Origin of the sequence: Rhizobium sp. Leaf384 (genome assembly GCF_001424065.1) — a bacterium.
GTDB lineage: Bacteria > Pseudomonadota > Alphaproteobacteria > Rhizobiales > Rhizobiaceae > Ferranicluibacter.
In genome coordinates, this window is record NZ_LMQE01000007.1 from 207,182 (window position 1) to 230,775 (window position 23,594).

Consider the following 23,594-nt stretch of genomic DNA (forward strand, 5'->3'; position numbering starts at 1 on the left):
TCTCCCGCGCCGCGTTCCCATGCTGCAGCGGGCCGCTGGCGCCTGCACCGGGAACAAATCGATGCCATCCGCGTTTGCGCTGCACACGGTCGGAGTGTCCCGGCCACCTGTTCCAGCCAACCCGTCTGGGCCAACGTCGTGAACCCGCGGCATCAAGGAGTAAAGCATGTCACTCGGTCTGTTTTCCAGCTCGTCCAGCCGCAAGCGTCATCATCTGATGGGTAGCGCCATCGAAGATCAGCTGAGCGATCTGCGCAGCGACATCGCGTCGCTTGCAAACCTCGTTTCCAAGCGCGGCAGCAAGGCCGGCAACCTCCTGTCGTCGCGCGCAAGCGATGTGCGCGGCCAGGCCGAAACCGGCCTCGCCGACATGGTGGACGGTGCGGAACAGCTCCTGTCGGATCTTCGTCATCGCTATGCGTCGACGGAGCGCCAGGTTCGTCACACCGTGCGCGAACACCCTCTCGCGACCGTCGGCGCCATTGCAGCGCTTGGTATCGCCTTCATCGCGCTGTCGCGCCGTTAAGCCACCCTTGCGGGTTTGAATGCCGTCCCTGAGGAAAGGGGCGGCTTTTTTCGAGGATTTGAGGGAGAATTTGCATGGGGACTTTGGCGGCCTTACTGTCAGGCGTTGTACTCAGCGACATTTCAACGATTGTCGCACGGACAAAGCGAAATGCGATCTTTATGTCGATCGCGGGCGTCTTTTTCCTGACCGCCTATGTTTTCCTGCTCGTCGCGGGCACCATCGCGCTGTCAAATGCCTATGGCATGATCCCGGCGACTCTCATCATGGGCGGCGTGTTCATTGCCATCGCGGTCGTTCTCTTCATCATCATGTCGGCCATGGCGTCTGCCGAGAAGCGCCGCGCTGCGGAACGTCGCCGCCAGTCGCAGTTGAAGACCAATGTCGCCATGACGACGGCCCTGACCGTCTTTCGCCGCAAGCCGCTTGTGGCTGCCGGCGTCGCGATGGCGGTCGGCGCTCTTCTCGGGGTCACGCGCGGCCGCAGCGACGACTGAGCACGAGACCGCAACATGTCGCGTTTCAAAAGGCCTTTCGGGGCCTTTTTTCGTGTCTGCAGCTGAAAAACCGAAAGCGCGTTGCGTGAAAAAGCACTCACGCAACGCGCGTTAAGGTCTTGTCTTGATGCATGTCGTTTCCCGAAACCGCTGCACACGTTCGGGCGACATGCGTTAGAGCGGCAACCGCACAAGCGCCGTGACACCGGCTGCGAGATATTCCACCTTCACGGAGCTGCCCATCACCTTGTCGAGGCTCCGCTCGATCAGGATCGAACCGAAGCCGCGCCGGCCCGGTTCCTTGACCGGCGGTCCGCCGACCTCCGTCCAGGTCAGATTGAGGACGCGCCCGATCTCCTCCTGATGCCCTCGCGCCGTGATGACGATGCGCCCTCGGGGCACGGAGAGCGCTCCGTATTTGTAGGCATTGGTTGCCAGCTCGTGGAGAACCAGGCCGAGCCCGACAGCCTGGTCGGGTCCGAGCAGGATCTCGTCCTTGTGAATTTCGATCTGTGCCTCGTAATCGCGCACATGCGGCGAGAGCTGCTTCTTCAGCAGAGCCGACAGCCGGATCTCGCCCCATTCATGGTCCGAGAGCAGGCCATGGGCTTCCGAGATTGCCTGCAGACGTCCGGCAAAGGCCGTCATGAACTCCTGCGGATCACTGGTCTGCCGCAGGGTCTGCCGGGCCAGGGACTGCAGCATGGCGAGCGTGTTCTTGACCCGGTGGTTCAGTTCGCGCAGCAAGAGGCGCGTGCGTTGCGTGGTGGATTGCTCGGCGGTTACGTCGATATTGACGCCGAGGAAGCTTCTGGGCTTGCCCGAGGCATCGCGCTCGTGCACCCGCCCCCGCCCGAGCACCCATCGCCCCGTGGTCTCGACCCGGAACGTGCTTGCATATTCCGCATCTTCCGTCATCGCGGCCCGCAGGCTGTCCAGCATGCCGGGACGATCTTCCGGGTGAATGAAGCTGATGATGTCGCGTGGACTCATGGTGGTCGCGGTCACGCCGAACATGCGCGACATCGCGGCGTTGCAGGTCACCTGCCCGGTCTCCGCATCCCAGAGCCAACTGCCGACATTGGCAGCCTCAAGCGCCTGGGCATGACGCTTCTCGTCCCGCGAGAGCACTTCGGCCCGCGCGGCCCGGACGCGCGCGTCCTCCTTGAAGCTCATCAGGCGCGAAGCGATGCGGGCGAGCCGCTGCAATTGCCGCGTCAGCGCCTCCGGCACGTCGAGGCGCGCCACGCGGTCGATGACGCAGACCATGCCCACTGCATGGCCGTCGACCAGCAAGGGCGCTCCCGCATAGAAGCGGATGCCGTCCACAACGCAGGGCTGGGCGGCAAAACGGGGATCCTTTGCGGCATCGCGCACGACGAAGGGTGCCAGAGGCTGCGTGGCCACCGCATGCGCACCGAAACAGGTAAAGGCATCGACGTCGGAAAGATCGGTGCCGACACGCGCCACCACCCATTCGCGCCGGTCGTCGATCAGGGTCAGCAGCGCCACCGGCGCCTCGAAGATGCCGGCCGCAACCTCGACGATCTCCTGGAATTCCGCAGACATTCCGGGGCGGCCGGGCTCAAGCGACCGCAAGGCGGCGAGCCTCTGTTTGTCCATGATGACCGCGGGGACATCTGGCAGCAAATCCGGTCTGGTGTCAGTCATCAGCACTCGCCTGCGGCATCGCCCGGATCGGATGAGCGGCCCAAGGGATGAATCGTTTCGACCGGAATCTGCATGATCCTGCGCATGACGGCAATGGCGAAAGGCACAGGGTCAACAATCGGCGCATGTCCTTTTGCGCCGATTGTGCAATCACAATGCCCCTGCGTCAGGAGACGAAGGCGCGCGATGTCAGCGGCGCCGAGGTCGCATCGGGGCCGTATTCGTTCTCGCCCGTCACCTGCAGAATATCGGACAGCCGCTGCCGGGCGCGGTTAACCCGGCTCTTGATGGTGCCGAGCGCGCAGCCGCAGATTTCCGCCGCTTCCTCGTAGGAAAAACCCGAGGCGCCGACGAGAATGATCGCTTCCCGCTGGTCCGGCGGCAACATGTTCAGCGCGCGCTTGAAATCCTGCAGATCGAGCGACCCGTATTGCGAGGGATGCTGGGCGAGCGATTCCGTGAAGAAGCCGTCGCTGTCCTGCACCTCGCGACCGCGCTTGCGCATCTGGCTGTACAGCTCGTTGCGTAGGATCGTGAAAAGCCACGCCTTCATGTTGGTGCCCATCTCGAAGTGATCCTGCTTTGCCCAGGCCTTCATGATGGTGTCCTGCACCAGATCGTCCGCCCGGTCGTGGCGACCGATCAGCGACATTGCGAAAGCGCGCAGGCTCGGCAGGGCCGCCAGCATCTCGCGCTTGAAACTGGGTTCTTCAGCCGTCATTTTGGTGCTCATTTCGCAACGTCCGGAACGTGGCGACGCTCGACGGCGTCCAGCTGTTCGAGGAGATCGAGGAAACGATCGGGAATGGCTTCCTCCTGGACGGAGACATAGAGAGCGCGCAGCTTCGTGGCGATCTGCGCATGTGGATGATCGGCCCGGACCGGCTCGCCGGCTCCAGAACTTGCCCCAGTTTTGTCGGTCATGAAAACGAAGTACCTCGCGTGGTGATCGGAGCCTAAATGCGCGGCACAAAAATTTGTTCCCGCGACGGAACCTTTTTTTTGGATCAACGTTCCCATAACTGTCATGGCCATAACCTCGGCCGGATTGAGGGAGTTTTTGTATGTCACTGTCTACCCGGATCGCTCCGTTCCTGCCCTACCTGCGCCGGTATTCCCGCGCACTGACTGGGTCCCAGACATCGGGCGATGCCTATGTCGCCGCCGTTTTGGAGGCGCTGATCTCGGATATGTCGATCTTCCCCGAAGCAAGCAGCGACCGTGTCGCCCTCTTCCAGCTGTATACGAAGCTGTTCGGATCGTCCTCCGTCCTCATTCCCGAGCCGGTCTCGCCCTTCGCCTGGGAGAAGCGGGCCTCCATCAATCTGGCGTCGGTCTCTCCACTTGCCCGCCAGGCCTTCCTTCTCGTGTCCGTCGAGGGTTTCCGCACCAGTGAAGCGGCCGAGGTTCTGGGAACGTCGGAAAGCGGCATGGCGCAGTTGATCGAGCGCGCATCCGAAGAAATTTCGCGTCAGGTCGCCACCGATATCATGATCATCGAGGACGAGCCGCTGATCGCGATCGACATCGAGCAGATGGTCGAAAGCCTCGGTCATCGGGTGACGGGCATCGCCCGCACGCGTGACGAGGCCGTGGCGCTCTTCAATGCGACACAGCCGAGCATGGTTCTTGCCGACATCCAGCTTGCCGACGGCAGCTCGGGCATCGACGCCGTGAACGAAATCCTGCGCACGTCGGCCGTACCGGTCATCTTCATCACGGCTTTCCCGGAACGTCTGCTGACCGGCGAGCGTCCCGAGCCGACCTTCCTCGTGACGAAGCCCTTCAATCCGGACATGGTCAAGGCGCTGATCAGCCAGGCGCTGTTCTTCAACGAATCGACCAAGGCTGCGGCCTGATCCGATCCTGCCACTCCCTCGCATGAACTCTTCGAGCCGCGCTCTCCGGGCGCGGCTTCTCTCATCGGATAACGATGGATCGGCCATCTTCGCATCATCGTCACGGATGATGGAACGGACCCGGCCTTGTCTCGTTAACGCGTCAGCCGCCCCGTATTGTAGTGAATGAAGAGGCATCCCCGCGTGACCAGCGCAAGCAGTTCAACATCTCCAGGCGGCATGACCAGAGCCGTCCACGCTGGAGAGAGTATCGGACTGCTGGACCGCGTCGTCAGGAAAACCGGCGCCGGGTACATTTTCCAGTCAGGCTCTCTCGATGTTCTGCTGTCCGGCAATCTGCCCAACAGGCTGAGCGGTCTTCTGCAGGAAAACGGCGACCGGGATGTCCTCGGCGAGGACGACGGCAAGCGGCTGCTTGCGTTGAAAAAAGCGGTCTTCGAAACCGCGGAAGCCGACTGCATGGAGGTCGAGCTCCCCTCCTCGGCCGGCCTGATGACCTTTCGCATCGACTTGGAACGCTTCACGGCACAGGACACCGACGGCATCCTGTCCGTCATCACCGATATCTCCGAGACCCGGCATCGGGAGCGCGTGCTGAAGACGCTCCTGCGCGAGCTGAGCCACCGCTCGAAGAACCTGCTTGCCATCATCCAGGGTATCGCCACGCAGACGGCGCGTCAGGCGCTGTCGCTCGACAGTTTCCTGGTGAAGTTCCGGGGGCGGATCCAGTCGCTGGCCTATTCCCAGGATCTCGTGACGGATTCCAGCTGGCGGGGCGCCTTCCTCTTTGCGCTCGCCGCAAAGCAGTTTGCTGCCTACTGGTCGGAACCCCGGATGCCGATCGTGGCGACCGGTATCGATGCGCACCTGTCGCCGAATGCCGCGCTCCATATCGGTCTCGCGCTGCACGAACTGATCGTCAACTCGGCGTCCCACGGGGCCATCGCCGCCGGCATGAATTCGTTGACGCTCGATTGTTTCGAAACCGTCTTCGACGACAAGCCGGCGCTGGAGCTCGCCTGGATCGAACATCTGCCCGACGCAGACGACGCGCATGACCATGACGAGCCCAGTTTTGCCCGGACCGTGCTGGAGCGCGTCGTGCCGATCGCGATCGCGGGGAAAGCCGTCTACATCACCCGGGCCGACCGCATCGAATATCACCTGACCATCCCGGCCCACGAATACGAGATTCTCGCGCCCATCGAGGGTTGACGGAGAGATCTGACATCCTCAGCCGATGAGCATCAAAACGCCGTCCGGCCGTCATGGCATCACGATGTCATTCGGTCGTCTTGGTGGGCATATCGCGATGATGAGGATCTGAAAAAGAAACAGCCAGTGCCGGGGGGAGGCACTGGCTGTATTCGACAACTCACCGAGGGGGCATGTGAGTTGGAAGCCGGATATTCTTGGGTGGTCCTCATTGGGGGCGATGGGAACCATGGTCCGGACATCCGATAAACACGCAGTCCAAAGTTTGGTTCCGCCCCTCGCATCTTTTTTCGATTTTTTTTTCCGCATCGCGAAAACGCAACGGAGCAAGCGAGCCTTGAAGGGTATCAGTCCGCCTCGAGCTCGGCGCGGTGGCGGTACAGGCTCAGGAATTTCTCGTAGTCGCGGTCGTAGACGGCCATCATATCCGGGTCCGGCTGACGTTCGAAGCCGCCGGGACTCATAGCCGCTCCGGCGGCGGCGAGATCCCCGTGAAGGCCGCCTGCTACGGACGCGATCATGGCGGTTCCCAGAAGCACGGCATCCGTCGTCTCCGGAACAACGACGCGGCATCCTGTGGCGTCGCTGTAGAGATCCATGAGCAAGGGATTGCGGACATGGCCCCCTGTCACATGGAGCGTATCCACGTGATATCCGGCTTCCTTCATCATCGCGAGGATATGCCGAACGCCGAGCGCGATCGCAACGCAGGTGCGCCAGTAGAGCCGGCAAAGCGCATCGAACGAGCTGTCGAGCGTCAGGCCCGAGACCACCCCGCGCGCATGCGGATCGGCAAAGGGCGAACGGTTGCCGTGAAAGTCGGGCAGAACATGCAGCCGCGCGGCGAAGTCCTTGCCTGCGGCCGCCCGCAGTTCCTGAATGCGCAGGACGATCCGGGCATGGGTTTCCATGTCCGGCTCTCCGCCGGCGCTGTGACTGCGCACCACGTGATCGAGCAGAGCGCCTGTCGCTGACTGCCCGCCCTCGATCAGCCATTGTTCCGGAAAGGCCGCTTCAAAATAGGGGCCCCACATGCCAAATCCGGGCCGCATCTCGCGTGAGAAGGCCACGATGCAGCTCGACGTTCCCGCAATCAGCGCCAGTTGACGCTCGAGGACGTCGGGCTGCCCGGCAAACCGGCCGAGAACGCCGATAGCGCCGGCATAGGCATCGATCACCCCCGTCGCCACCTGGCAGGCCTCGTGCAGGCCAAGGTCTGCAGCAGCCTCGGCGGTCAACAGGCCGAGTGCGGAGCCGACGGGCGCGGGCGTGCCGTCGAGACGGCCGCGCTCCAGAAGGTCACCCAGCCCGATCGCTTCGAGAAAATCCCGCTGCCAGCCGTCCGCATGGCCCAGATAGTTCCATTTTGCGCTCAGCGTGCAGCGCGACCGAACCGTGCTGCCCGTCGCCCGCCACGACATGAAATCGGCAAGGTCGAAGAGGTAGCCGATCCGCTCCCATTGCTCCGGCAGGGTCTGCTTCAACCAGAGGAGCTTGGGCATCTGCATTTCCGGCGACATGACGCGGCCGGAATGCACAAGAACGGGATGCCGCGTCGCGGTACAGGCATCCGCCTGCGCCAGGGCGCGATGGTCGAGCCAGACGATCGTGTCCCAGCGCGGATCGCCCTTGCGATTGACGGAAAGCGGTGCACCATCCTGGTCCCGCACGACGAGCGAGCATGTCGCGTCGAAACCGATGGCGGCGATCGCCTCGGCGGGAACCCCCGCCTTGGCGCGCGCCGTCTTCACCGCGATGCAGACGGCCGACCAGATGTTTTCGGAGTCATGTTCGGCATGGTTTTCTTCCGGCCGGTTCATGAGAATCGGGTAATCCGCGCGCGCGAGCAGCGAGCCGGCAGCATCGAAGATCCCGGCGCGCGCGCTGCCGGTCCCGATATCGACCGCGACGATCAGGTCGCCCATGCCGCGTCCGTTATGTCACGCGTCCGAAGCGGTGCAGCAGGCGTCGGACCGTGTTCCGGCGCCCGCCATGGGCGCGCCGGTCTCAAAGGCTCCGAACGTGAAGCGATCCGATCCGTCAGCCTGGGTATCCATCCCGTTTTTGTTCTTGCGCCACAAGATGGAGGAGTTCGCGCATGTCGTCAAACACGGCATTCGGCGCGAGCTCGCGAATGGCGCCGAGGTGTCGCTCGGTACGGGCGTGCGATGCGCCGGTAAAGGCAAAGACGCGCATGCCGGCCGCCTTCGCCGCGACGATACCGGCGGGGCTGTCCTCAATGACGATGCAGTTTTCGGGCGCGACATCCATCGCCTCCGCCGCATGCAGGAAGAGATCCGGTGCCGGCTTTCCATTCGTCACCATCGTCGCGCTGAAGATATGCGGCTCCAGCCGGTCGATCAGCCCGGTAATGGTAAGGGACAGGCGGATCCGCTCCATCTGGCTCGACGACGCGACGCAGCGCCGCACGTCGAGCGCATCCAGCACACCGGAGATCCCGGCGATCGGCTGCAACTCGGCTTCGAACCGTTGATAGAGGTCGCGGCGCATCTCTTCGAGAAATGCCTCATCGACCTGAAGCCCGAAATCGTCATGCAGGATCTTCGTCATCGTCATCAGACTCTTGCCGAGGAACCGCTCGGTCGCCTCCTCGGCATCCATCTCGACGCCGGCCGTGCGCAGCACCCGCACCAGCACGTCGATCGACAAGGGCTCGCTGTCGACCAGCACGCCGTCGCAATCGAAGATGACAAGTTCGGGTGCGGCCATGATGATCTTACTCCGTCAGTTTTCCGTCGAGATACAGTTGCAGCGTCTGGCGCGTGCCCTGTTCCCATAGCGTCTTCAGGCCATGTGCGAAACGCTTGCGGAAGATGTCAGACTGCGCCACGTCTCCGAAAATGTCGGAAAGCGCCAGAAACGCCATCGGATCGTCCTTCGCCTTGACGGCCGCCGCGTGCAGACGGTCGGCGCTCGCGTCATTGAACGTGATCTTGGCGCCGCTGTCGGTCGTCCCGGCGAAGTAGCGGCACCAGAGAGCCGAGACCAGTGCCAGTCCGACGACATCGAGGCCTTGGCGCAAGCGATCTGCCGTCGAGGGAAGGATGAACTTCGGCTGGCGGTTCGACCCGTCCTGCGCCAGACGGGGAATGGTGTCGCCGATCTTCGGGTTGAAAAGGCGCGTCTCCACCTGCTTGTAGTAGGCCTTGAGATCCGTATCCGGCACGGGGGGAACGATCGGGATGATCTCGTCGTGCTCGAGTTTCTCGAGAAACGCCTGGATGATCGGCTCTTCCATGGCGTCATGCACGAAATGGATGTCGAGCAGCGCCGCGGGATAGGCAATGGCGGCGTGGCCGCCATTCAGGATGCGGATCTTCATCAACTCATAGGGTGCGACGTCGGGAACGAACTGGACCCCAACCGTTTCGAGGGCGGGCCGGCCGGCCGGAAAATGGTCCTCCAGCACCCACTGCTTGAATTCCTCGCAAAACACCGGCCAGGCATCGTCGATGCCATACTGGTCGGCAGCAATACCGATCTCGCGCGGGCCGGTCGCGGGCGTAATCCGGTCGACCATGCCGTTCGGAAAGGCCACGTTGGCGTCGATCCAGTCGGCAAGCGCCGCGTCCGACAGGCGGGCGAGACCCGACACTGCGGCATGGGTGACTTCGCCATTGCCCGGAATATTGTCGCAGGACATCACCGTGAAGGGAACGAGCCCTTTCTCCCGACGCGCCTTGAGACCGGCGATGATGAGACCGAACACGGTCTTCGGTGCGTCCGGATTTTCCGCATCGGCAACGATCGCAGGATGTTTCGGGTTGAAGTGGCCGGAAGCCGGATCGATGAAGTAGCCCCCTTCGGTGATCGTCAGCGAGACGATGCGGATCGCCGGATCGGCAAGACGGGCGATGGTCCCGGCCGGATTTCCCGGCGCGAGATAATCGATCATCGGGCCGGTCACGCGAGCGGCCGACCGGTTGTTGTCCTGCTCGACCACGGTGGTGAGGAAATCCTGTCCGGCCAGCTTCTCGCGCATGGCGGCGTCCGACGGCAGCACGCCGGCCCCGACGATTGCCCAGTCGTGATCGCGGCCCGTGTTGAACAGGTCGTCAAGGTAGACGGCCTGATGGGCGCGATGGAAATTGCCGACCCCGAAGTGAACGATTCCGGCCGTCAGCGCAGAGCGCTCGAAAGCGGGGACGGTCGCTGTCGCCTTGATGGCGTCCAGGTTTGCAAGCGAGAGCTTGGTGGTCATGATGTTACCCTTTCGGAAAGCGGCTTGGAGGTCGAGCGGGCATCAGCCTCAGCTCATCCAGTTTCCGCCGTCGACATTGTAGGTCTGGGAGACGATGTAGTCGCTGTCCGACGAGGCGAGGAAGACGGCCATGCCGGTGAGGTCCTGTGCCGTGCCCATGCGACCGAACGGCACTTCCGCGCCGACAAGCTTCTTCTTCTCGCCGAGCGGCCGGTTCTCGTATTTCGCAAACATCGCGTCCACGCCGTCCCAGTGCTCGCCGTCCACGACGCCGGGGGCGATCGCGTTGACGTTGATGCCGTGTGGAATGAGGTTGAGCCCTGCGGACTGGGTCAGGCTGATGACGGCCGCCTTCGTTGCGCAGTAGACCGCAACCAGCGCTTCGCCCCGCCGACCGGCCTGGCTTGCCATGTTGATGATCTTGCCGCCGTGCCCCTGCGCGATCATCTGCTTGGCAGCCGCCTGCAGTGTGAACAGCGTGCCGGACACATTGATGGCAAACAGCCGGTCATAGCTTTCGCGGGTGATCTCGACGATCGGCGCCAGGTCGAACAGGGCCGCATTGTTGACGAGGATGTCGAGCCGGCCGGCATGCGCGACGACGGTCGCAATCGCCGCGTCGATCGATGCTTGTTGCGTCACGTCCATTTCGACCGGATAGGCCTTGGGTCCGAGTTCGGACGCGGTCTCGGTCGCCCGCGCAAGGTTGATGTCGGCGATCGCCACCGTCGCGCCCTCGGCGATGTAGGCTTCCGCGAACGCGCGACCGATCCCTCGAGCCGATCCTGTGATCAGCGCGCTTTTTCCTTCAAGACGTTTCATCGGATCGCCATGCCCTTCTCATTGAACTTGTGAATGCGCGCCTCGTCGGGCGTCAGATAGACCGTGTCACCGTGCTGGACGGGGACGTCGCCCGCGATGCGCGCCGTCACCTGGCCGATGCCGTCGACCAGAATATGCAGGAACGTGTCGGCACCAAGATGTTCGGCGACACTGACCCGGCCGGTCCATGTCCCGCTCTCGCGCGAGAGCTTCAGATGCTCGGGGCGCACGCCGATCGTGTGGGCGCCGTAGCCGCTCGCAAAGGCACCGGTCGCGAAATTCATGCGCGGCGAACCGATGAAGCCGGCAACGAAGAGGTTGTTCGGCTTGTGGTAGAGATCGAGCGGCGAGCCCACCTGCTCGATGTTGCCGGCGTTCAGCACCACGATCTTGTCGGCCATGGTCATGGCCTCCACTTGGTCGTGGGTGACGTAGATCATCGTGGTCTTCAGCTGGTTGTGCAGCTCGCTGATTTCGAGCCGCATCGTGCCGCGCAGCGCCGCATCGAGGTTGGACAGCGGCTCGTCGAACAGGAAGGCCGAGGGTTCGCGAACGATGGCGCGACCGATGGCGACGCGCTGGCGCTGGCCACCCGAAAGCTGCCCCGGCCGACGATCGAGATAGTTGGTGAGGTTCAGGACGCGCGCGGCTTCCGTCACCTTCTTCTCGACGGCGCCCTCGTCCATCTTCGCCATCTTCAACGGGAAGGCGATGTTGTTGCGCACCGTCATGTGCGGATAGAGCGCATAGGACTGGAAGACCATGGCGAGGCCACGCTTGGCAGGCGCCTCGTTGGTGACGTCGCGTCCGTCGATCTCGATGTGCCCGGAGGTCGCATCCTCGAGCCCCGCGATGATCCTGAGCAGCGTGGACTTGCCGCAGCCGGACGGCCCGACGAAGACCACGAACTCGCCGTCCTTGATTTCGAGATCGATGCCCGGAATGACCGTCGTGGCCGCGAAACTCTTCGAGACGTTCTTCAGACGTATATTGCCCATGGTGTGCGCTCCCGCTCGTCTTGTCGTTATCGTGTTTTTCGAACTTACTTCACGGCGCCGAAGGTCAGGCCGCGCACCAGTTGCTTCTGGCTGAACCAGCCCATGATCAGGATCGGCGCGATGGCAAGCGTCGACGCTGCCGAAAGCTTCGCCCAGAACAGGCCTTGCGGGCTGGAGAACGAGGCGATGAAGGCCGTCAGAGGTGCTGCGTTGGTGGTGGTGAGTCGGATTGTCCAGAACGCTTCGTTCCAGGCGAGGATGATGTTGAGAAGCATGGTGGAGGCAATGCCCGGCACCGCCATCGGCGTCAGCACGTAGGCGATCTCGCCCCAGAGCGACGCTCCGTCCATGCGGGCGGCTTCGAGGATTTCGCCCGGGATTTCCCGGAAGTAGGTGTAGAGCATCCAGACGACGATCGGCAGGTTGATCATGGTCAGCATGATGGTCAGGCCGAAGCGGCTGTCGAGCAGGCCGAAATCGCGGAACAGAAGGTAGATCGGCACCATGACGGCGGCGGCCGGCATCATCTTGGTGGAGAGCATCCACATCAGGACGTCCTTGGTGCGCGGCGTTGGCGAGAACGCCATCGCCCAGGCGGCCGGCACCGAGATCAGCAGCGCCAGCAGCGTCGAACCGACCGAAATGATGACCGAATTCATGAAGAACTTGAAGTAGTTGCTCTGCGCCTGCACGGCGGCATAGCTCTCGACCGTGCCCGAGGGAATGAGGTTGAAGCCCTGGATCGCTTCCGTCTCGGATTTGAACGAGGTGATGATCGTGTAGAGGATCGGAAAGAAGATCACCAGGGCCACGATCCAGGCGAGCACGGTGAAGAAGACGGTCCTGCGGGTCGAAACGGCGCGTGCCATGAGAGTGTTCCCTACTTGTCGAGGTTCTTGCCGACGGCGCGCATCAGGAAGAAGGCGACGATGTTGGCGAGGATGACGGCGATGATGCCCCCGGCGGAAGCACCGCCGACGTCGTAGCCGAGAAGGGCCGTGCGGTAGATCAGGAACGGCAGGTTGGTCGAGGCGTAGCCCGGGCCGCCATTGGTGGTGACCAGGATTTCCGCATAGACGCCCAGCAGGAAGATCGTCTGGATCAGGATGACCACCGTGATCGAGCGGGCGAGATGCGGGACGGTCAGGTAGATGAACCGGTTGACAAAATTCGCCCCGTCCATCTCGGCCGCTTCCTTCTGCTCGCCGTCGAGCGACTGCAGGGCGGTGAGGAGAATGAGCGTCGCGAAGGGCAGCCACTGCCAGGCCACGATGATGATGATGGAGAACAGCGGATACTGACCGAACCAGTCGACCGGCTGAAGGCCGAAGAATCGGGAAATATCGGCGAACACCCCGTATTGCGGGTGCATGATCATGTTCTTCCAGACCAGCGCCGCGACCGGCGGCATGACGAAGAACGGGGAAATGACGAGGATGCGCACGATCCCCTGCCCCCAGACCGGCTGGTCGAGCATCAGCGCGATCGCGATCCCGCCGATAACCGTGATCGCAAGGACGCCGACGACGATGATCAGCGTGTTGAAGATCGACTGGAAGAAAGCAGGATCGGAATAGAAGAACTGATAGTTGAACAGTCCAGCGAAGCTGACATTGGCCGGGTTCAGGAGGTTGTAGTTCTGGAACGAGAACCAGAGCGTCATCGCCAGCGGCACGATCATCCAGATCAGCAGCAGGCCGACGGACGGCGCCATCATGATCCGGGCAAGGCCTCGGGTGTTCTGCGTTGCCATGGTTGGACCCTCCCTCTGGTACTGCCGGCTCTACCCTCCGCAACGACGGAAGGGGCGGCATTTTGTTGTGTGGGTTGTTTTTTCGTCTGGGGCGGCGTGCGGGTCGAACCCGTGCCCGCCTGCCGGCACCTTCCCCGCTTTGGCGGGGCGAAGCAACACGCAGCACCTGCGTCATTCGGAAGACTGAAAGCCCGGCAGGTTGCCTCTCCCCGCGAACGGGGAGAGGCAAGGCCCGGCATATCCCCTCTCCCCGCAGACGGGAAGAGGGCGAGGGTGAGGAGCGATCTTACCCGTCGAGGGTGGAAAACGCCCCGCGCATGACGTGGGCTTACTTGATGTAGCCGCCGCGCGTCATTTCGCGTGTCGCTGCCGTCTGGGCCTGAGCGAGGGCATCATCGACGGACATCTGGCCGGCAAGAGCTGCCGAGAACAGCTGGCCGACGGTCGTTCCAAGGCTCTGGAACTCGGGGATGGCCACGAACTGGACGCCGACATAGGGAACCGGCTTCGTCGACGGGTTCTTCGGGTCGGCGGCGTTGATGCTGTCAAGCGTCATCTTGGCGAACGGGGCGGCCTTCTGGTACTCCGCATTCTGGTAGAGCGAGGTGCGCGTGCCCGGAGGAACGTTGGCCCAGCCTTCCTTCTGCGCGACGAGGTCGAGGTAGTGTTTGCTGGTTGCCCAGGACACGAACTTCTCGGCCGCTGCAGCCTTCTGGGTACCAGCCGGGATGGCGAGGTTCCAGGCCCAGAGCCAGTTGCCGCGCTTGCCGAGACCGGTGTCCGGCGCCAGAGCGAAGCCGACCTTGTCGGCAACCGTCGAGTCCTTCGGGTTGGTCACGAAGGATGCCGCCACCGTGGCGTCGATCCACATGCCGCACTTGCCCTGCTGGAAGAGCGCCAGGTTTTCGTTGAAGCCGTTGGAGGATGCACCCTGCGGGCCGGCATCGTTCATCAGCTTGACGTACATGTCGAGCGTGTTCTTCCACTCGGGCTGGTCGAACTGCGGCTTCCAGTTCTCGTCGAACCAGCGTGCGCCGAAGGCGTTGGACGTCGCCGTGAGGAACGCCATGTTCTCGCCCCAGCCGGCCTTGCCGCGAAGGCAGATGCCGTTGATACCGTTGGCACGATCGGTCATCTTGCGGGCTGCTTCGTTGATGAAGTCCCACGTCGGCGCGTCGGGCATCTTCAGCCCGGCCTTCTCGATCAGGTCCTTGCGGTACATGACCATGGAGCTTTCGCCGTAGAACGGGGCAGCGTACAGCTTGCCATCGGCCGTCAGGCCCGAGCGGATGGCCGGCAGCAGGTCGTCGACGTCGTAGTCGGCGCCCAGGTTGTCGAGCGGCAGAAGCCAGTTCTGCTTGGCCCAGATCGGAACTTCATAGGTGCCGATCGTTAGGACGTCGTACTGGCCGCCCTTTGTCGCGATGTCGGTGGTAACGCGCTCACGCAGGACGTTTTCTTCCAGAGTCACCCATTCGAGCTGGATGTCGGGATTGGCCTTGGTGAAGTCGTCGGTCAGTGTCTGCATCCGGACCATGTCGCCATTGTTCACCGTTGCAATGGTGAGGGTCTCGGCCTGGGCCAGACCGCCGGAAACGGCAGCAATGACGAATGCTGAGCATGCGCCCAGCAGAGATGTCTTCAAATTCATGATCTTCCTCCCAGAAGAGTAATGAGCATTTGCCTCGCTCACGGGCAATTACTCATTTTCAGGGTGGATTTGTCAATCGCATTCGTTGCTGCATCGCCGAACACAAAGCTAAGTCATCGCAACGACTGACAATTTTTTGACATATTTGCTCAATCAGCGAGCAGAAATTCGGCCGTGTCCTCGTCCGTGATGACGCCGTTGATGAGTCCGCCCCGCAAGGCCGCCCGCAAGGCGACGTGCTTGCGGCGGCCCTTGGCCATGCCGATCAGGGTCGTTGCATCGCGGGACGGCAAGGGAACGCTCGCCACTCGTTTATTGATTTCGCCCGAGATGAGCTGTCCGTCGCCATCAAACATCCAGCCGCAGATTTCACCGGCGGCGCCCTGCTCCACGAGCCGCGCCATCTCGTCATGGGCCAGAAACCCGTCCTGGCAGAGCGGCGCGTCGGTGCCCACCTCGCCGATGCCGACGAAGGCGATATCGGCCTGCGTGCCGAGGCTGAGCGCCGACTGCACGAGGATCTGCTTGTGCAGCACTTCCCGCTCCTCGGCCGACGACACGATGACCGGCAGGGGCATGGGAAAATGCCGCGCCTTGACGGCATCGGCCATGGAAAAGATGACGTTGTAATAGGCGGCCGAACCATCGACGCCGATATTGCCTGTCAGCGAGACGATGCGATGCTGCGGACAATCCATGGCCGGCAGCTGGTCGATGGCGGCCTTCAGCGTCCGCCCGGTCCCGATCGCCATGATGATCGGGTCGCTCGACTTCAGCCAGCGCTCGATCTCGGCCGCCCCTGCCTCGGCAATGCCGACCGTGGTGGATGACGACGTCGGGTCACTCGGCACCACCTCCGCCTGCCGCAGGCCATAGCGTTCCTTCAGCCGCAGGCCGAGTTCCATGCAGGCGGCGATCGGGTGATCGAGGCGCACCTTGATCAGGCGCTCCGCCATGGCAAGCGACACGAGCCGCTGCGCCGACTGCCGCGAGATCCCCATCTGTCCGGCAATCTCGTCCTGCGTCCGGCCCGCGACATAGTAGAGCCAGCCGGCGCGTGCCGCGTCGTCGAGCCGTGCATTCGCTTCCGGTCTGCGTGCCATTCCATGCCTCTCCCAAGGTCCAGCGGGAAGACGAAGTGCTGACACCTTTTGCCGGGGCCTGTCAATTGACCCCGGGACGGGGAAAACACCGGAAACCCGCTCTGAAATTTTACCGTTTGATCAAGAAATTTTCCATGTTAGCCTTCGCTGATCGTGCGGTTGCCATCGGGAGGAAAACATGGGAACGACGGACTCCGGAATGATCGGCGGGCGACTGACGCCCGGCCAGTACGAAGCGAACTTCGCGGATCTGCATCCGCGCCTCGACGAGCACGAGGCGCTCGTCGCAGCGGATCGCTGCTATTTCTGCTATGATGCGCCGTGCATGACGGCCTGCCCGACATCCATCGACATCCCCCTTTTCATCCGCCAGATCGCGACGGGCAATCCGATCGGCTCGGCCAACACCATCTTCGACCAGAACATTCTCGGCGGCATGTGCGCCCGGGTCTGTCCCACCGAAACGCTCTGCGAGGAAGCCTGCGTCCGCATGGAGGCCGAGGGCCGTCCGGTCGCGATCGGCCGGCTGCAGCGCTATGCCACCGACATTGCCATGGCGGAAGAGCGCCAGTTCTACACGCGTGCACCCTCGACCGGAAAGACCGTGGCCGTCGTCGGCGCCGGGCCGGCGGGCCTTGCCTGCGCCCATCGTCTCGCCGTCAACGGCCACGATGTCATCGTCTATGACGCGCGCGAAAAAGCCGGAGGGTTGAACGAATACGGGATCGCCACCTACAAGGCGACGGACGATTTTGCGCAGAAGGAGGTGGATTACATCCTCGCCATCGGCGGCATCGAGATTCGCAACCGCCAGCAGCTCGGCCGCGACATCAAGCTGGCGGATCTGCTTGCCCGCCATGATGCCGTCTTCCTCGGCATGGGCCTCACCGGCGTCAATGCGCTGCGCACGGACGGCGAAGCGGCCGAAGGTGTCGAGGATGCGATCGATTTCATCGCGGCCCTGCGGCAATCGCCGGGAAAGACCGACATCCCCGTTGGCCGCCGCGTCGTGGTGATCGGCGGCGGCATGACCGCGATCGACGCCGCGGTCCAGGCAAAGCTGCTCGGCGCGGAAGAAGTGACCATCTGCTACCGGCGCGGACGCGAACACATGAACGCCTCGGCCTATGAGCAGGATCTCGCAACGTCGCGCGGCGTCACCATCCGTCACTGGCTGCAGCCCAAACGCATCCTCGTCGGCGACGACGGCAAGGTCGCGGGCATCGAACTCGACTACACCGAAGAGAGGGAGGGTCGCCTGGCCACGACCGGCGAGACCGGCGTGCTGGTCGCCGATCATATCCTGAAGGCGATCGGGCAGACGCTCGAACCCGCGGCGCTTGGCGTCGTCGCGCTTCAGTCCGGCCGTATTCTCGTGGATTCGGACGGACGCACGTCGCTCGACCGTGTGTGGGCCGGCGGCGACTGTCGTCTCGGCGGCGAAGACCTTACCGTGTCGGCCGTCGCCCAGGGGCGCGATGCCGCAGAACAGATCCACCGCACGCTGATGGCCGAACGCCATCCGTCCGCTGCCGTCGCTTGAGGGAGATGAACCATGGCTGATCTGCGCAACACTTTCGTCGGCATCAAATCCCCCAACCCGTTTTGGCTCGCCTCGGCACCACCGACCGACAAGGCCTACAACGTCGAGCGTGCCTTCAAGGCCGGCTGGGGCGGTGTGGTCTGGAAGACGCTCGGTGAGGACGGCCCGCCGGTCGTGAACGTCAACGGTCCGCGCTACGGCGCCATCTGGGGCGCCGACCGCCGGCTCCTCGGCCTGAACAATATCGAGCTGATCACCGATCGGGATCTCTATACCAACCTGCGGGAGATGAAGCAGGTCAAGATGAACTGGCCGGACCGTGCGCTGATCGCGTCCATCATGGTTCCCTGCGAGGAGGAAAGCTGGAAGGCGATCCTGCCGCTGGTCGAGGAGACGGGGGCCGACGGCATCGAGCTCAATTTCGGCTGTCCGCACGGCATGTCGGAGCGCGGCATGGGCGCCGCCGTCGGCCAGGTGCCGGCCTATATCGAAATGGTGGTGCGCTGGTGCAAGCAGTATACCCGCATGCCGGTCATCACCAAGCTGACGCCGAACATCACCGACATCCGCCATCCCGCCCGCGCCGCCAAAGCCGGCGGCACCGACGCCGTGTCGCTGATCAACACCATCAACTCGATCACCTCGGTCAATCTCGACACCTTCGCCCCGGAACCCTCGATCGACGGCAAGGGCAGCCATGGCGGTTATTGCGGCCCGGCGGTCAAGCCGATCGCGCTCAACATGGTGGCCGAGATCGCGCGTGATCCTGAAACGCAGGGCATGCCCATCTCCGGCATCGGAGGCATTACCACCTGGCGCGATGCGGCCGAATTCCTTGTGCTCGGCGCCGGCAACGTCCAGGTCTGCACCGCGGCCATGACCTACGGCTTCAAGATCGTGCAGGAGATGATCACCGGGCTCTCGACCTGGATGGATTCCAAGGGTCACCGGACGCTCGACGACATCACCGGCCGCGCCGTTCCGAACGTGTCGGACTGGCAGTATCTGAACCTCAACTATGTCGCAAAGGCCAGGATCGACCAGGATGCCTGCATCAAATGCGGCCGCTGCCACATCGCGTGCGAGGACACGTCTCACCAGGCGATCACCCAGTATGTCGATGGCGTCAGGCACTTCGAGGTGATGGAAGACGAATGCGTCGGCTGCAATCTCTGCGTCAACGTCTGCCCCGTCCAGGACTGCATCACCATGGTCGCCCTGCCCCCGGGCACGCTCGACGAGCGGACCGGCAAGGTGGTCGAGCCCACCTATGCGAACTGGACCACCCACCCGAACAATCCGATGTCGCGCCAGGCGGCGGAGTAATATCGCGCCTCGCCGCGCGGCGATCGATCGTCGCGCGGCAAGACGGATCGGGCGTTCAGGCGTCAAAAGGTGACGACGACTTTGCCGAAGGGACCACGCTCCAGATGCGCGAATGCCGCCTGTACCGCATCGAAGCCATAACGCCCGTCGATCACCGGCTTCAGACCGGTGACGTCGATGGCCCTGACGAAATCCTCGAGAGCCCGGCGATGACCGACGAAGATGCCCTGCACCAGCGGTGATTTCAGCATCAGCGGTCCGGCTGGCCCCGAAAGGTCAAAGCCTTCGAAAACGCCGATGACCGAGACCCGGCCACCGACGGCCTGGCCGCCGAGCTTCCGCTTGCGATGGGCTGACGCCCTCACCTCTTGCGCTGCGGGTCGTTCGGGCAGCGCGTCACAATTCCTGCGTTGCCCCGCGTTCCAAACTGGCCGATAAGCATCGGGTGATCAACCGAACGAACCGGAGCCTGCTTGAAACGCGATCGTTCGAAGCTGCGCAAGCGCCTGCATATCTGGACCGGCGTCTGTCTGGGCCTGTTCCTGCTCACGCATTTTCTCAACCACGCGCTCGGCCTCGTCTCGATCGACGCGATGGAGCGCGGCCGTGATCTCTTCAACCAGGTCTGGCGCAGTCGGCCGGGAACGGTTGCTCTTTACGGGTCGCTCGCCGTTCATTTCGTGCTCGCGCTCGATGGGCTGCGGCGGCGGCAGACCCTGCGCATGCCGCTGCGGGAGGCCTTGAAGATCGGCCTCGGCCTGGCTTTGCCCTTCCTGCTGGTCAGCCATGTCACCGTCACCCGAATCGACTGGATGCTGTCGGGATATTCCGCCGACTACCGCGATATCTTGCCGCGGATCTGGTCGCGGACCGAAAACACCATCTGGCAATCCGTCGCCCTCGTGATCGCATGGGCCCATGGCTGTCTCGGGTTCTGGTTCTGGATGCGCGGCCGTGACTGGTATCCCCGCGCGGCGCTGGTGCTCTATACGCTCGCGCTGCTGGTTCCGGTCCTCTCGCTGCTGGGCTTTGCGGTCGCCGCCCGCGCCGTCGGCCCGGCCATGCCGTCGAACGCGTGGTTCATGTCGGGCCGGACCGATCCGGCGCTTCTGGCCGACATTCGCCAGGGGATCTTTCTCGTTCTCGTGGCCTCCATCGGCATCACCCTGCTCTGGCGGTCCTTCCCGATTCGCGGACGGGTGCGCATCCGCTATCCCGATGGACGGGTCCTCTCGGTCGCGCGCGGCTTTTCCGTGCTCGAAGCGAGTCGTTCGGCCGGCATCCCTCACCTTTCCGTCTGCGGGGGGCGTGGCCGCTGTTCGACCTGCCGGGTGCGGGTGACCGAAGGACTGGAAGGATTGCCGCCGCCGAGCGAAGGCGAGCGCCAGACCCTGATCCGCATTCGCGCCGGCGAAAACGTCCGTCTCGGCTGCCAGCTTCGGCCGAACCACGACGTCGCCATCGCGCCTGTGCTGGGCGCCGAGAATGTCGGTGTGCGCCCGCAGATCGGCGAGGACGTGGCGGCGGGCCGCGAACGTCGCATCGCGGTGCTGTTCTGCGATCTGCGCGATTTCACGCTGCTCACCCAGCAGCATCTGCCCTTCGACACCGTGTTTCTGCTCAACCGCTATTTCGAGACGATCGGCGAGGCCGTCGAAGGTGCCGGCGGCGTGATCGACAAGTTCATCGGTGACGGCGTGCTGGCCATCTTCGGCCTGACCGGCCGGATCGAGGACGCCTGCGCCAATGCGCTCGAGGCAACGGCCCGTATCTCCCGCGGCATCGAGACGCTCAATCGAAACTTCACGAGCGAACTCGACAAGCCGCTTCGCATCGCCATGGGCATGCATGCCGGGCCGGCCATCATCGGCCATATCGGCTACGGCCGCGCCTCCTCGCTGACGGCCGTCGGCGACACGATCAACGCAGCGAGCCGGCTCGAGGGCTTTGCCAAGGAGTATGACGCGCAGCTGGCCGTCTCCGCCGACGTCATCCGTTACGCCGGCTTGACGCTGGACGATCGCGAGAGCCACGACATCGCCATTCGCGGGCGCAAGGGCACGCTGGAGACGCTGATCGTGGAAAACGCCGAGGAGATCGGCATCCTGCTTGCCGCCACCCGTGAGAAAAAGGACGCCGTCGCGAAAGCCGCGCGAACCGGCGCCTGATCCGGCGTCGACACGGAAAGCCCGGATGCTTCAGCTTCCAGCAGTGCCCGCCGGCGGCCCGCCCACAGCGAGACCGTTGACGAACAGGTGTTCCAGAAAACGGGCTGCATCCTCGAAGCGCCCCTCGCCGGCCCTGTTGGGCCCGAGAACCGCCCGCACCTGCACGTCGAAATCGGCATAATGCTGCGTTGTCGCCCAGATGGCGAAGATCAGGTGATACGGGTCGCATTTGGCAATCTTGCCGGCCTTTGCCCAGGCGCGAATGACCATCGCCTTCTCGTCGACAAGCGATTTCAGCGGCCCCATCAGCGCATCTTCGATGCGCGGTGCACCCTGCAGAACCTCGTTGGCGAAAAGGCGGCTTTCGCGCGGAAAGTCCCGCGCCATTTCGAGCTTGCGTCGGATATAGCTGCGGATCTCGGAAACCGGATTTCCCGCGGCATCGAACTCGCGCAGAGGATCGAGCCAGCTGTCGAGGACGCGCTCGATCAGCGCCCGGTGCATCGCCTCTTTCGTGCGGAAATAATAGAGCAGGTTGGGCTTCGACATGCCCGCGACCTCGGCGATCTGGTCGATGGTGCTGCCGCGGAAGCCGTTGGTCGCAAAGACGTCCAGCGCCGCTTCCAGGATCAGCTCTTCCTTTTCCTCCTGGATCCGCGTGCGCCGCTGCGTCCTGGCGGCTCTCGGCGCTGCCCTTGGAATTGCCATCACGGGTCCCCTTTCGCCGGCCGCAGCGGCCGCCATTCCATCTCGTCGCGCAGGCAACTTTTCTTTTTTTGTTTTTCCGTCTTGAGTGCTGCAACGGAAGTTGTAATGTTTACCAACCGGTTAAATTATCAGTCACTTCAATGACAAACGCAACGACTGATACGAGGGCGCACAAAAAGAATGCCCCGTTTGACCGGTGGGAACAAGACAGTCGAACGTCTGGCAGACGAGCGCGCCTTTGCGCCTTGCCGCGTCCGAACGGAGAGGGAAAGCCATGGCCGCACCGGGCGAAAATATGCGCATCGACGCTGAGCGTCTCTGGGACAGTCTCATGCGCATGGCGGACATCGGACCAGGCATCGCCGGCGGCAACAATCGCCAGACGCTGACCGATGCCGATGCCGAAGGCCGAAGCCTGTTTGAAACCTGGTGCAAGGAGGCCGGCCTGACCATGGGGCTGGACCGCATGGGCACCATGTTTGCCACCCGGCCGGGCACGGACCCGGATGCTCTGCCGGTCTATGTCGGATCGCACCTCGACACCCAGCCGACCGGCGGGAAATACGATGGCGTCCTCGGCGTGCTCGCGGGGCTCGAAGTCGTGCGGACCCTCAACGACCTCGGCTTGAAGACGAAACACCCGATCGTCGTCACCAACTGGGCAAACGAGGAAGGCGCGCGCTTTGCGCCCGCCATGCTTGCCTCCGGCGTCTTTGCAGGCGTCCACACGCTCGACTACGCCTACAGCCGCAAGGATCCGGACGGAAAGACCTATGGTGACGAGCTGGCCCGCATCGGATGGCGCGGCGAGGAAGAGGTCGGCGCGCGCAAGATGCACGCCTATTTCGAATATCACATCGAGCAGGGCCCGATCCTCGAGGCGGAAAACAAGGCGATTGGCGTCGTGACCCACTGCCAGGGTCTCTGGTGGCTCGAATTCACGCTGACGGGACGCGAGGCCCACACCGGCTCGACGCCGATGGGCCTGCGTGTCAACGCCGGCCTTGCCATGTCGCGCATCGTCGAGATGGTGCAGAAGGTCGCGATGGGCGAGCAGCCGGGCGCTGTCGGCGGCGTCGGCCAGGTCTTCTTCTCGCCCAATTCCCGCAATGTCCTGCCCGGCAAGGTCGTCTTTACCGTCGACATCCGCACGCCCGACCAGGCCAAGCTCGACCGGATGCGCGCCCGCATCGAGGCGGAGGCCGCCATGATCTGTGCCGATCTCGGCGTCGGCTGCTCGGTGGAGGCGGTCGGCCATTTCGACCCGGTCACCTTCGATCCGACGCTGGTCTCGACCGTTCGCACGGCCGCCGAAAAGCTCGGGCTCAGCCACATGGACATCATCTCCGGTGCCGGTCACGATGCCTGCTGGGCAGCCCGCGTCGCTCCCGCCACCATGATCATGTGCCCCTGCGTCGGCGGGCTCAGCCACAACGAGGCGGAAGAAATTTCGAAGGATTGGGCGAGCGCCGGTTGCGACGTCCTGTTTCACGCCGTGGTAGAGACGGCCGGGATTGTGGAGTAGGATCGGC

The 23,594-nt window shown here is 63.5% G+C and carries 21 protein-coding genes and 1 pseudogene; 8 read left to right on the top strand and 14 right to left on the bottom strand.

What is annotated here, in order from left to right:
- Positions 1 to 166: 166 nt before the first annotated feature.
- Both ASG25_RS16730 and ASG25_RS16735 read left to right on the top strand, forming a co-directional pair.
- Positions 167 to 526 carry a hypothetical protein gene (locus ASG25_RS16730; RefSeq protein ID WP_062476425.1) on the top strand — a complete coding sequence of 120 codons (360 nt, stop codon included), beginning with the start codon at positions 167 to 169 and terminating at the stop codon, positions 524 to 526.
- 161 nt (positions 527 to 687) lie between these two features.
- On the top strand, positions 688 to 1,023 hold the full coding sequence (locus ASG25_RS16735) for a hypothetical protein (protein ID WP_062476428.1): 336 nt from the start codon (positions 688 to 690) through the stop codon (positions 1,021 to 1,023).
- A 174-nt stretch (positions 1,024 to 1,197) separates the two neighbouring features.
- Here ASG25_RS16735 and ASG25_RS16740 read toward each other — a convergent pair whose 3' ends face one another.
- From ASG25_RS16740 to ASG25_RS16750, 3 genes are all read right to left on the bottom strand, one after another.
- Positions 1,198 to 2,694 carry an HWE histidine kinase domain-containing protein gene (locus ASG25_RS16740; protein WP_062476431.1) on the bottom strand — a complete coding sequence of 499 codons (1,497 nt, stop codon included), beginning with the start codon at positions 2,692 to 2,694 and terminating at the stop codon, positions 1,198 to 1,200.
- Between the two features lie 166 nt (positions 2,695 to 2,860).
- Positions 2,861 to 3,415, bottom strand: a complete 555-nt coding sequence (locus ASG25_RS16745) for an RNA polymerase sigma factor (protein WP_062477108.1) — start codon at positions 3,413 to 3,415, stop codon at positions 2,861 to 2,863.
- A gap of 8 nt (positions 3,416 to 3,423) precedes the next feature.
- A complete protein-coding gene (locus tag ASG25_RS16750) occupies positions 3,424 to 3,618 on the bottom strand; it encodes a NepR family anti-sigma factor (protein WP_062476434.1) in 195 nt (64 codons plus the stop codon).
- Between the two features lie 140 nt (positions 3,619 to 3,758).
- Here ASG25_RS16750 and ASG25_RS16755 point away from each other — a divergent pair, with 140 nt between their 5' ends.
- Together ASG25_RS16755 and ASG25_RS16760 are read left to right on the top strand one after the other, a co-directional pair.
- On the top strand, positions 3,759 to 4,553 hold the full coding sequence (locus ASG25_RS16755) for a response regulator (protein WP_062476437.1): 795 nt from the start codon (positions 3,759 to 3,761) through the stop codon (positions 4,551 to 4,553).
- A gap of 219 nt (positions 4,554 to 4,772) precedes the next feature.
- Positions 4,773 to 5,768 (top strand): sensor histidine kinase, encoded by a 996-nt coding sequence (locus tag ASG25_RS16760; RefSeq protein ID WP_062476440.1) that lies wholly within the window; start codon positions 4,773 to 4,775, stop codon positions 5,766 to 5,768.
- A 347-nt stretch (positions 5,769 to 6,115) separates the two neighbouring features.
- On the opposite strand, the gene ASG25_RS16765 is transcribed toward ASG25_RS16760, so the two are convergent.
- The 9 genes from ASG25_RS16765 to ASG25_RS16805 all read right to left on the bottom strand — a co-directional run bounded on the left by ASG25_RS16765 (position 6,116) and on the right by ASG25_RS16805 (position 16,317).
- Positions 6,116 to 7,693, bottom strand: coding sequence for an FGGY-family carbohydrate kinase (locus tag ASG25_RS16765; protein WP_062476443.1), 1,578 nt, complete (start codon positions 7,691 to 7,693; stop codon positions 6,116 to 6,118).
- A 115-nt stretch (positions 7,694 to 7,808) separates the two neighbouring features.
- Positions 7,809 to 8,498, bottom strand: a complete 690-nt coding sequence (locus tag ASG25_RS16770; protein ID WP_062476445.1) for an HAD family hydrolase — start codon at positions 8,496 to 8,498, stop codon at positions 7,809 to 7,811.
- Positions 8,499 to 8,505: 7 nt separating this feature from the next.
- Positions 8,506 to 9,990 carry a mannitol dehydrogenase family protein gene (locus ASG25_RS16775; RefSeq protein WP_062476447.1) on the bottom strand — a complete coding sequence of 495 codons (1,485 nt, stop codon included), beginning with the start codon at positions 9,988 to 9,990 and terminating at the stop codon, positions 8,506 to 8,508.
- 48 nt (positions 9,991 to 10,038) lie between these two features.
- Complete coding sequence (locus tag ASG25_RS16780; protein WP_062476449.1) at positions 10,039 to 10,812, bottom strand: L-iditol 2-dehydrogenase; 774 nt, start codon at positions 10,810 to 10,812, stop codon at positions 10,039 to 10,041.
- Positions 10,809 to 11,810 carry an ABC transporter ATP-binding protein gene (locus ASG25_RS16785; RefSeq protein WP_062476452.1) on the bottom strand — a complete coding sequence of 334 codons (1,002 nt, stop codon included), beginning with the start codon at positions 11,808 to 11,810 and terminating at the stop codon, positions 10,809 to 10,811. The genes ASG25_RS16780 and ASG25_RS16785 overlap by 4 nt, the downstream gene beginning before the upstream one ends.
- Positions 11,811 to 11,854: 44 nt before the next feature.
- The gene (locus ASG25_RS16790) at positions 11,855 to 12,679 is read right to left on the bottom strand and encodes a carbohydrate ABC transporter permease (RefSeq protein WP_062476454.1); all 825 of its coding nucleotides are present in this window, start codon (positions 12,677 to 12,679) and stop codon (positions 11,855 to 11,857) included.
- Between the two features lie 11 nt (positions 12,680 to 12,690).
- Positions 12,691 to 13,563, bottom strand: a complete 873-nt coding sequence (locus tag ASG25_RS16795) for a sugar ABC transporter permease (RefSeq protein WP_062476457.1) — start codon at positions 13,561 to 13,563, stop codon at positions 12,691 to 12,693.
- A gap of 328 nt (positions 13,564 to 13,891) precedes the next feature.
- Positions 13,892 to 15,214 carry a sugar ABC transporter substrate-binding protein gene (locus ASG25_RS16800; RefSeq protein ID WP_062476460.1) on the bottom strand — a complete coding sequence of 441 codons (1,323 nt, stop codon included), beginning with the start codon at positions 15,212 to 15,214 and terminating at the stop codon, positions 13,892 to 13,894.
- Positions 15,215 to 15,363: 149 nt separating this feature from the next.
- Positions 15,364 to 16,317 carry a sugar-binding transcriptional regulator gene (locus tag ASG25_RS16805; protein WP_062476464.1) on the bottom strand — a complete coding sequence of 318 codons (954 nt, stop codon included), beginning with the start codon at positions 16,315 to 16,317 and terminating at the stop codon, positions 15,364 to 15,366.
- 178 nt (positions 16,318 to 16,495) lie between these two features.
- Here ASG25_RS16805 and ASG25_RS16810 point away from each other — a divergent pair, with 178 nt between their 5' ends.
- Together ASG25_RS16810 and preA are read left to right on the top strand one after the other, a co-directional pair.
- Entirely contained in the window at positions 16,496 to 17,860 is a 1,365-nt protein-coding gene (locus tag ASG25_RS16810) for an NAD(P)-dependent oxidoreductase (protein ID WP_062476467.1), read from the top strand.
- Positions 17,861 to 17,872: 12 nt separating this feature from the next.
- Entirely contained in the window at positions 17,873 to 19,186 is a 1,314-nt protein-coding gene (preA, locus tag ASG25_RS16815) for an NAD-dependent dihydropyrimidine dehydrogenase subunit PreA (protein ID WP_062476473.1), read from the top strand.
- A gap of 62 nt (positions 19,187 to 19,248) precedes the next feature.
- Here preA and ASG25_RS16820 read toward each other — a convergent pair.
- Positions 19,249 to 19,509: pseudogene (locus ASG25_RS16820) on the bottom strand (zinc-binding dehydrogenase); the annotation flags it as partial.
- Positions 19,510 to 19,659: 150 nt separating this feature from the next.
- On the opposite strand from ASG25_RS16820, the gene ASG25_RS16825 reads away from it, so the two are divergent.
- The gene (locus ASG25_RS16825) at positions 19,660 to 21,354 is read left to right on the top strand and encodes an adenylate/guanylate cyclase domain-containing protein (protein WP_062476478.1); all 1,695 of its coding nucleotides are present in this window, start codon (positions 19,660 to 19,662) and stop codon (positions 21,352 to 21,354) included.
- A 30-nt stretch (positions 21,355 to 21,384) separates the two neighbouring features.
- Here ASG25_RS16825 and ASG25_RS16830 read toward each other — a convergent pair whose 3' ends face one another.
- The gene (locus ASG25_RS16830; protein WP_062477112.1) at positions 21,385 to 22,062 is read right to left on the bottom strand and encodes a TetR family transcriptional regulator C-terminal domain-containing protein; all 678 of its coding nucleotides are present in this window, start codon (positions 22,060 to 22,062) and stop codon (positions 21,385 to 21,387) included.
- Positions 22,063 to 22,336: 274 nt separating this feature from the next.
- Between ASG25_RS16830 and ASG25_RS16835 the strand changes: the two genes are divergently transcribed.
- On the top strand, positions 22,337 to 23,587 hold the full coding sequence (locus tag ASG25_RS16835; RefSeq protein WP_062476480.1) for a Zn-dependent hydrolase: 1,251 nt from the start codon (positions 22,337 to 22,339) through the stop codon (positions 23,585 to 23,587).
- Positions 23,588 to 23,594: the final 7 nt, after the last annotated feature.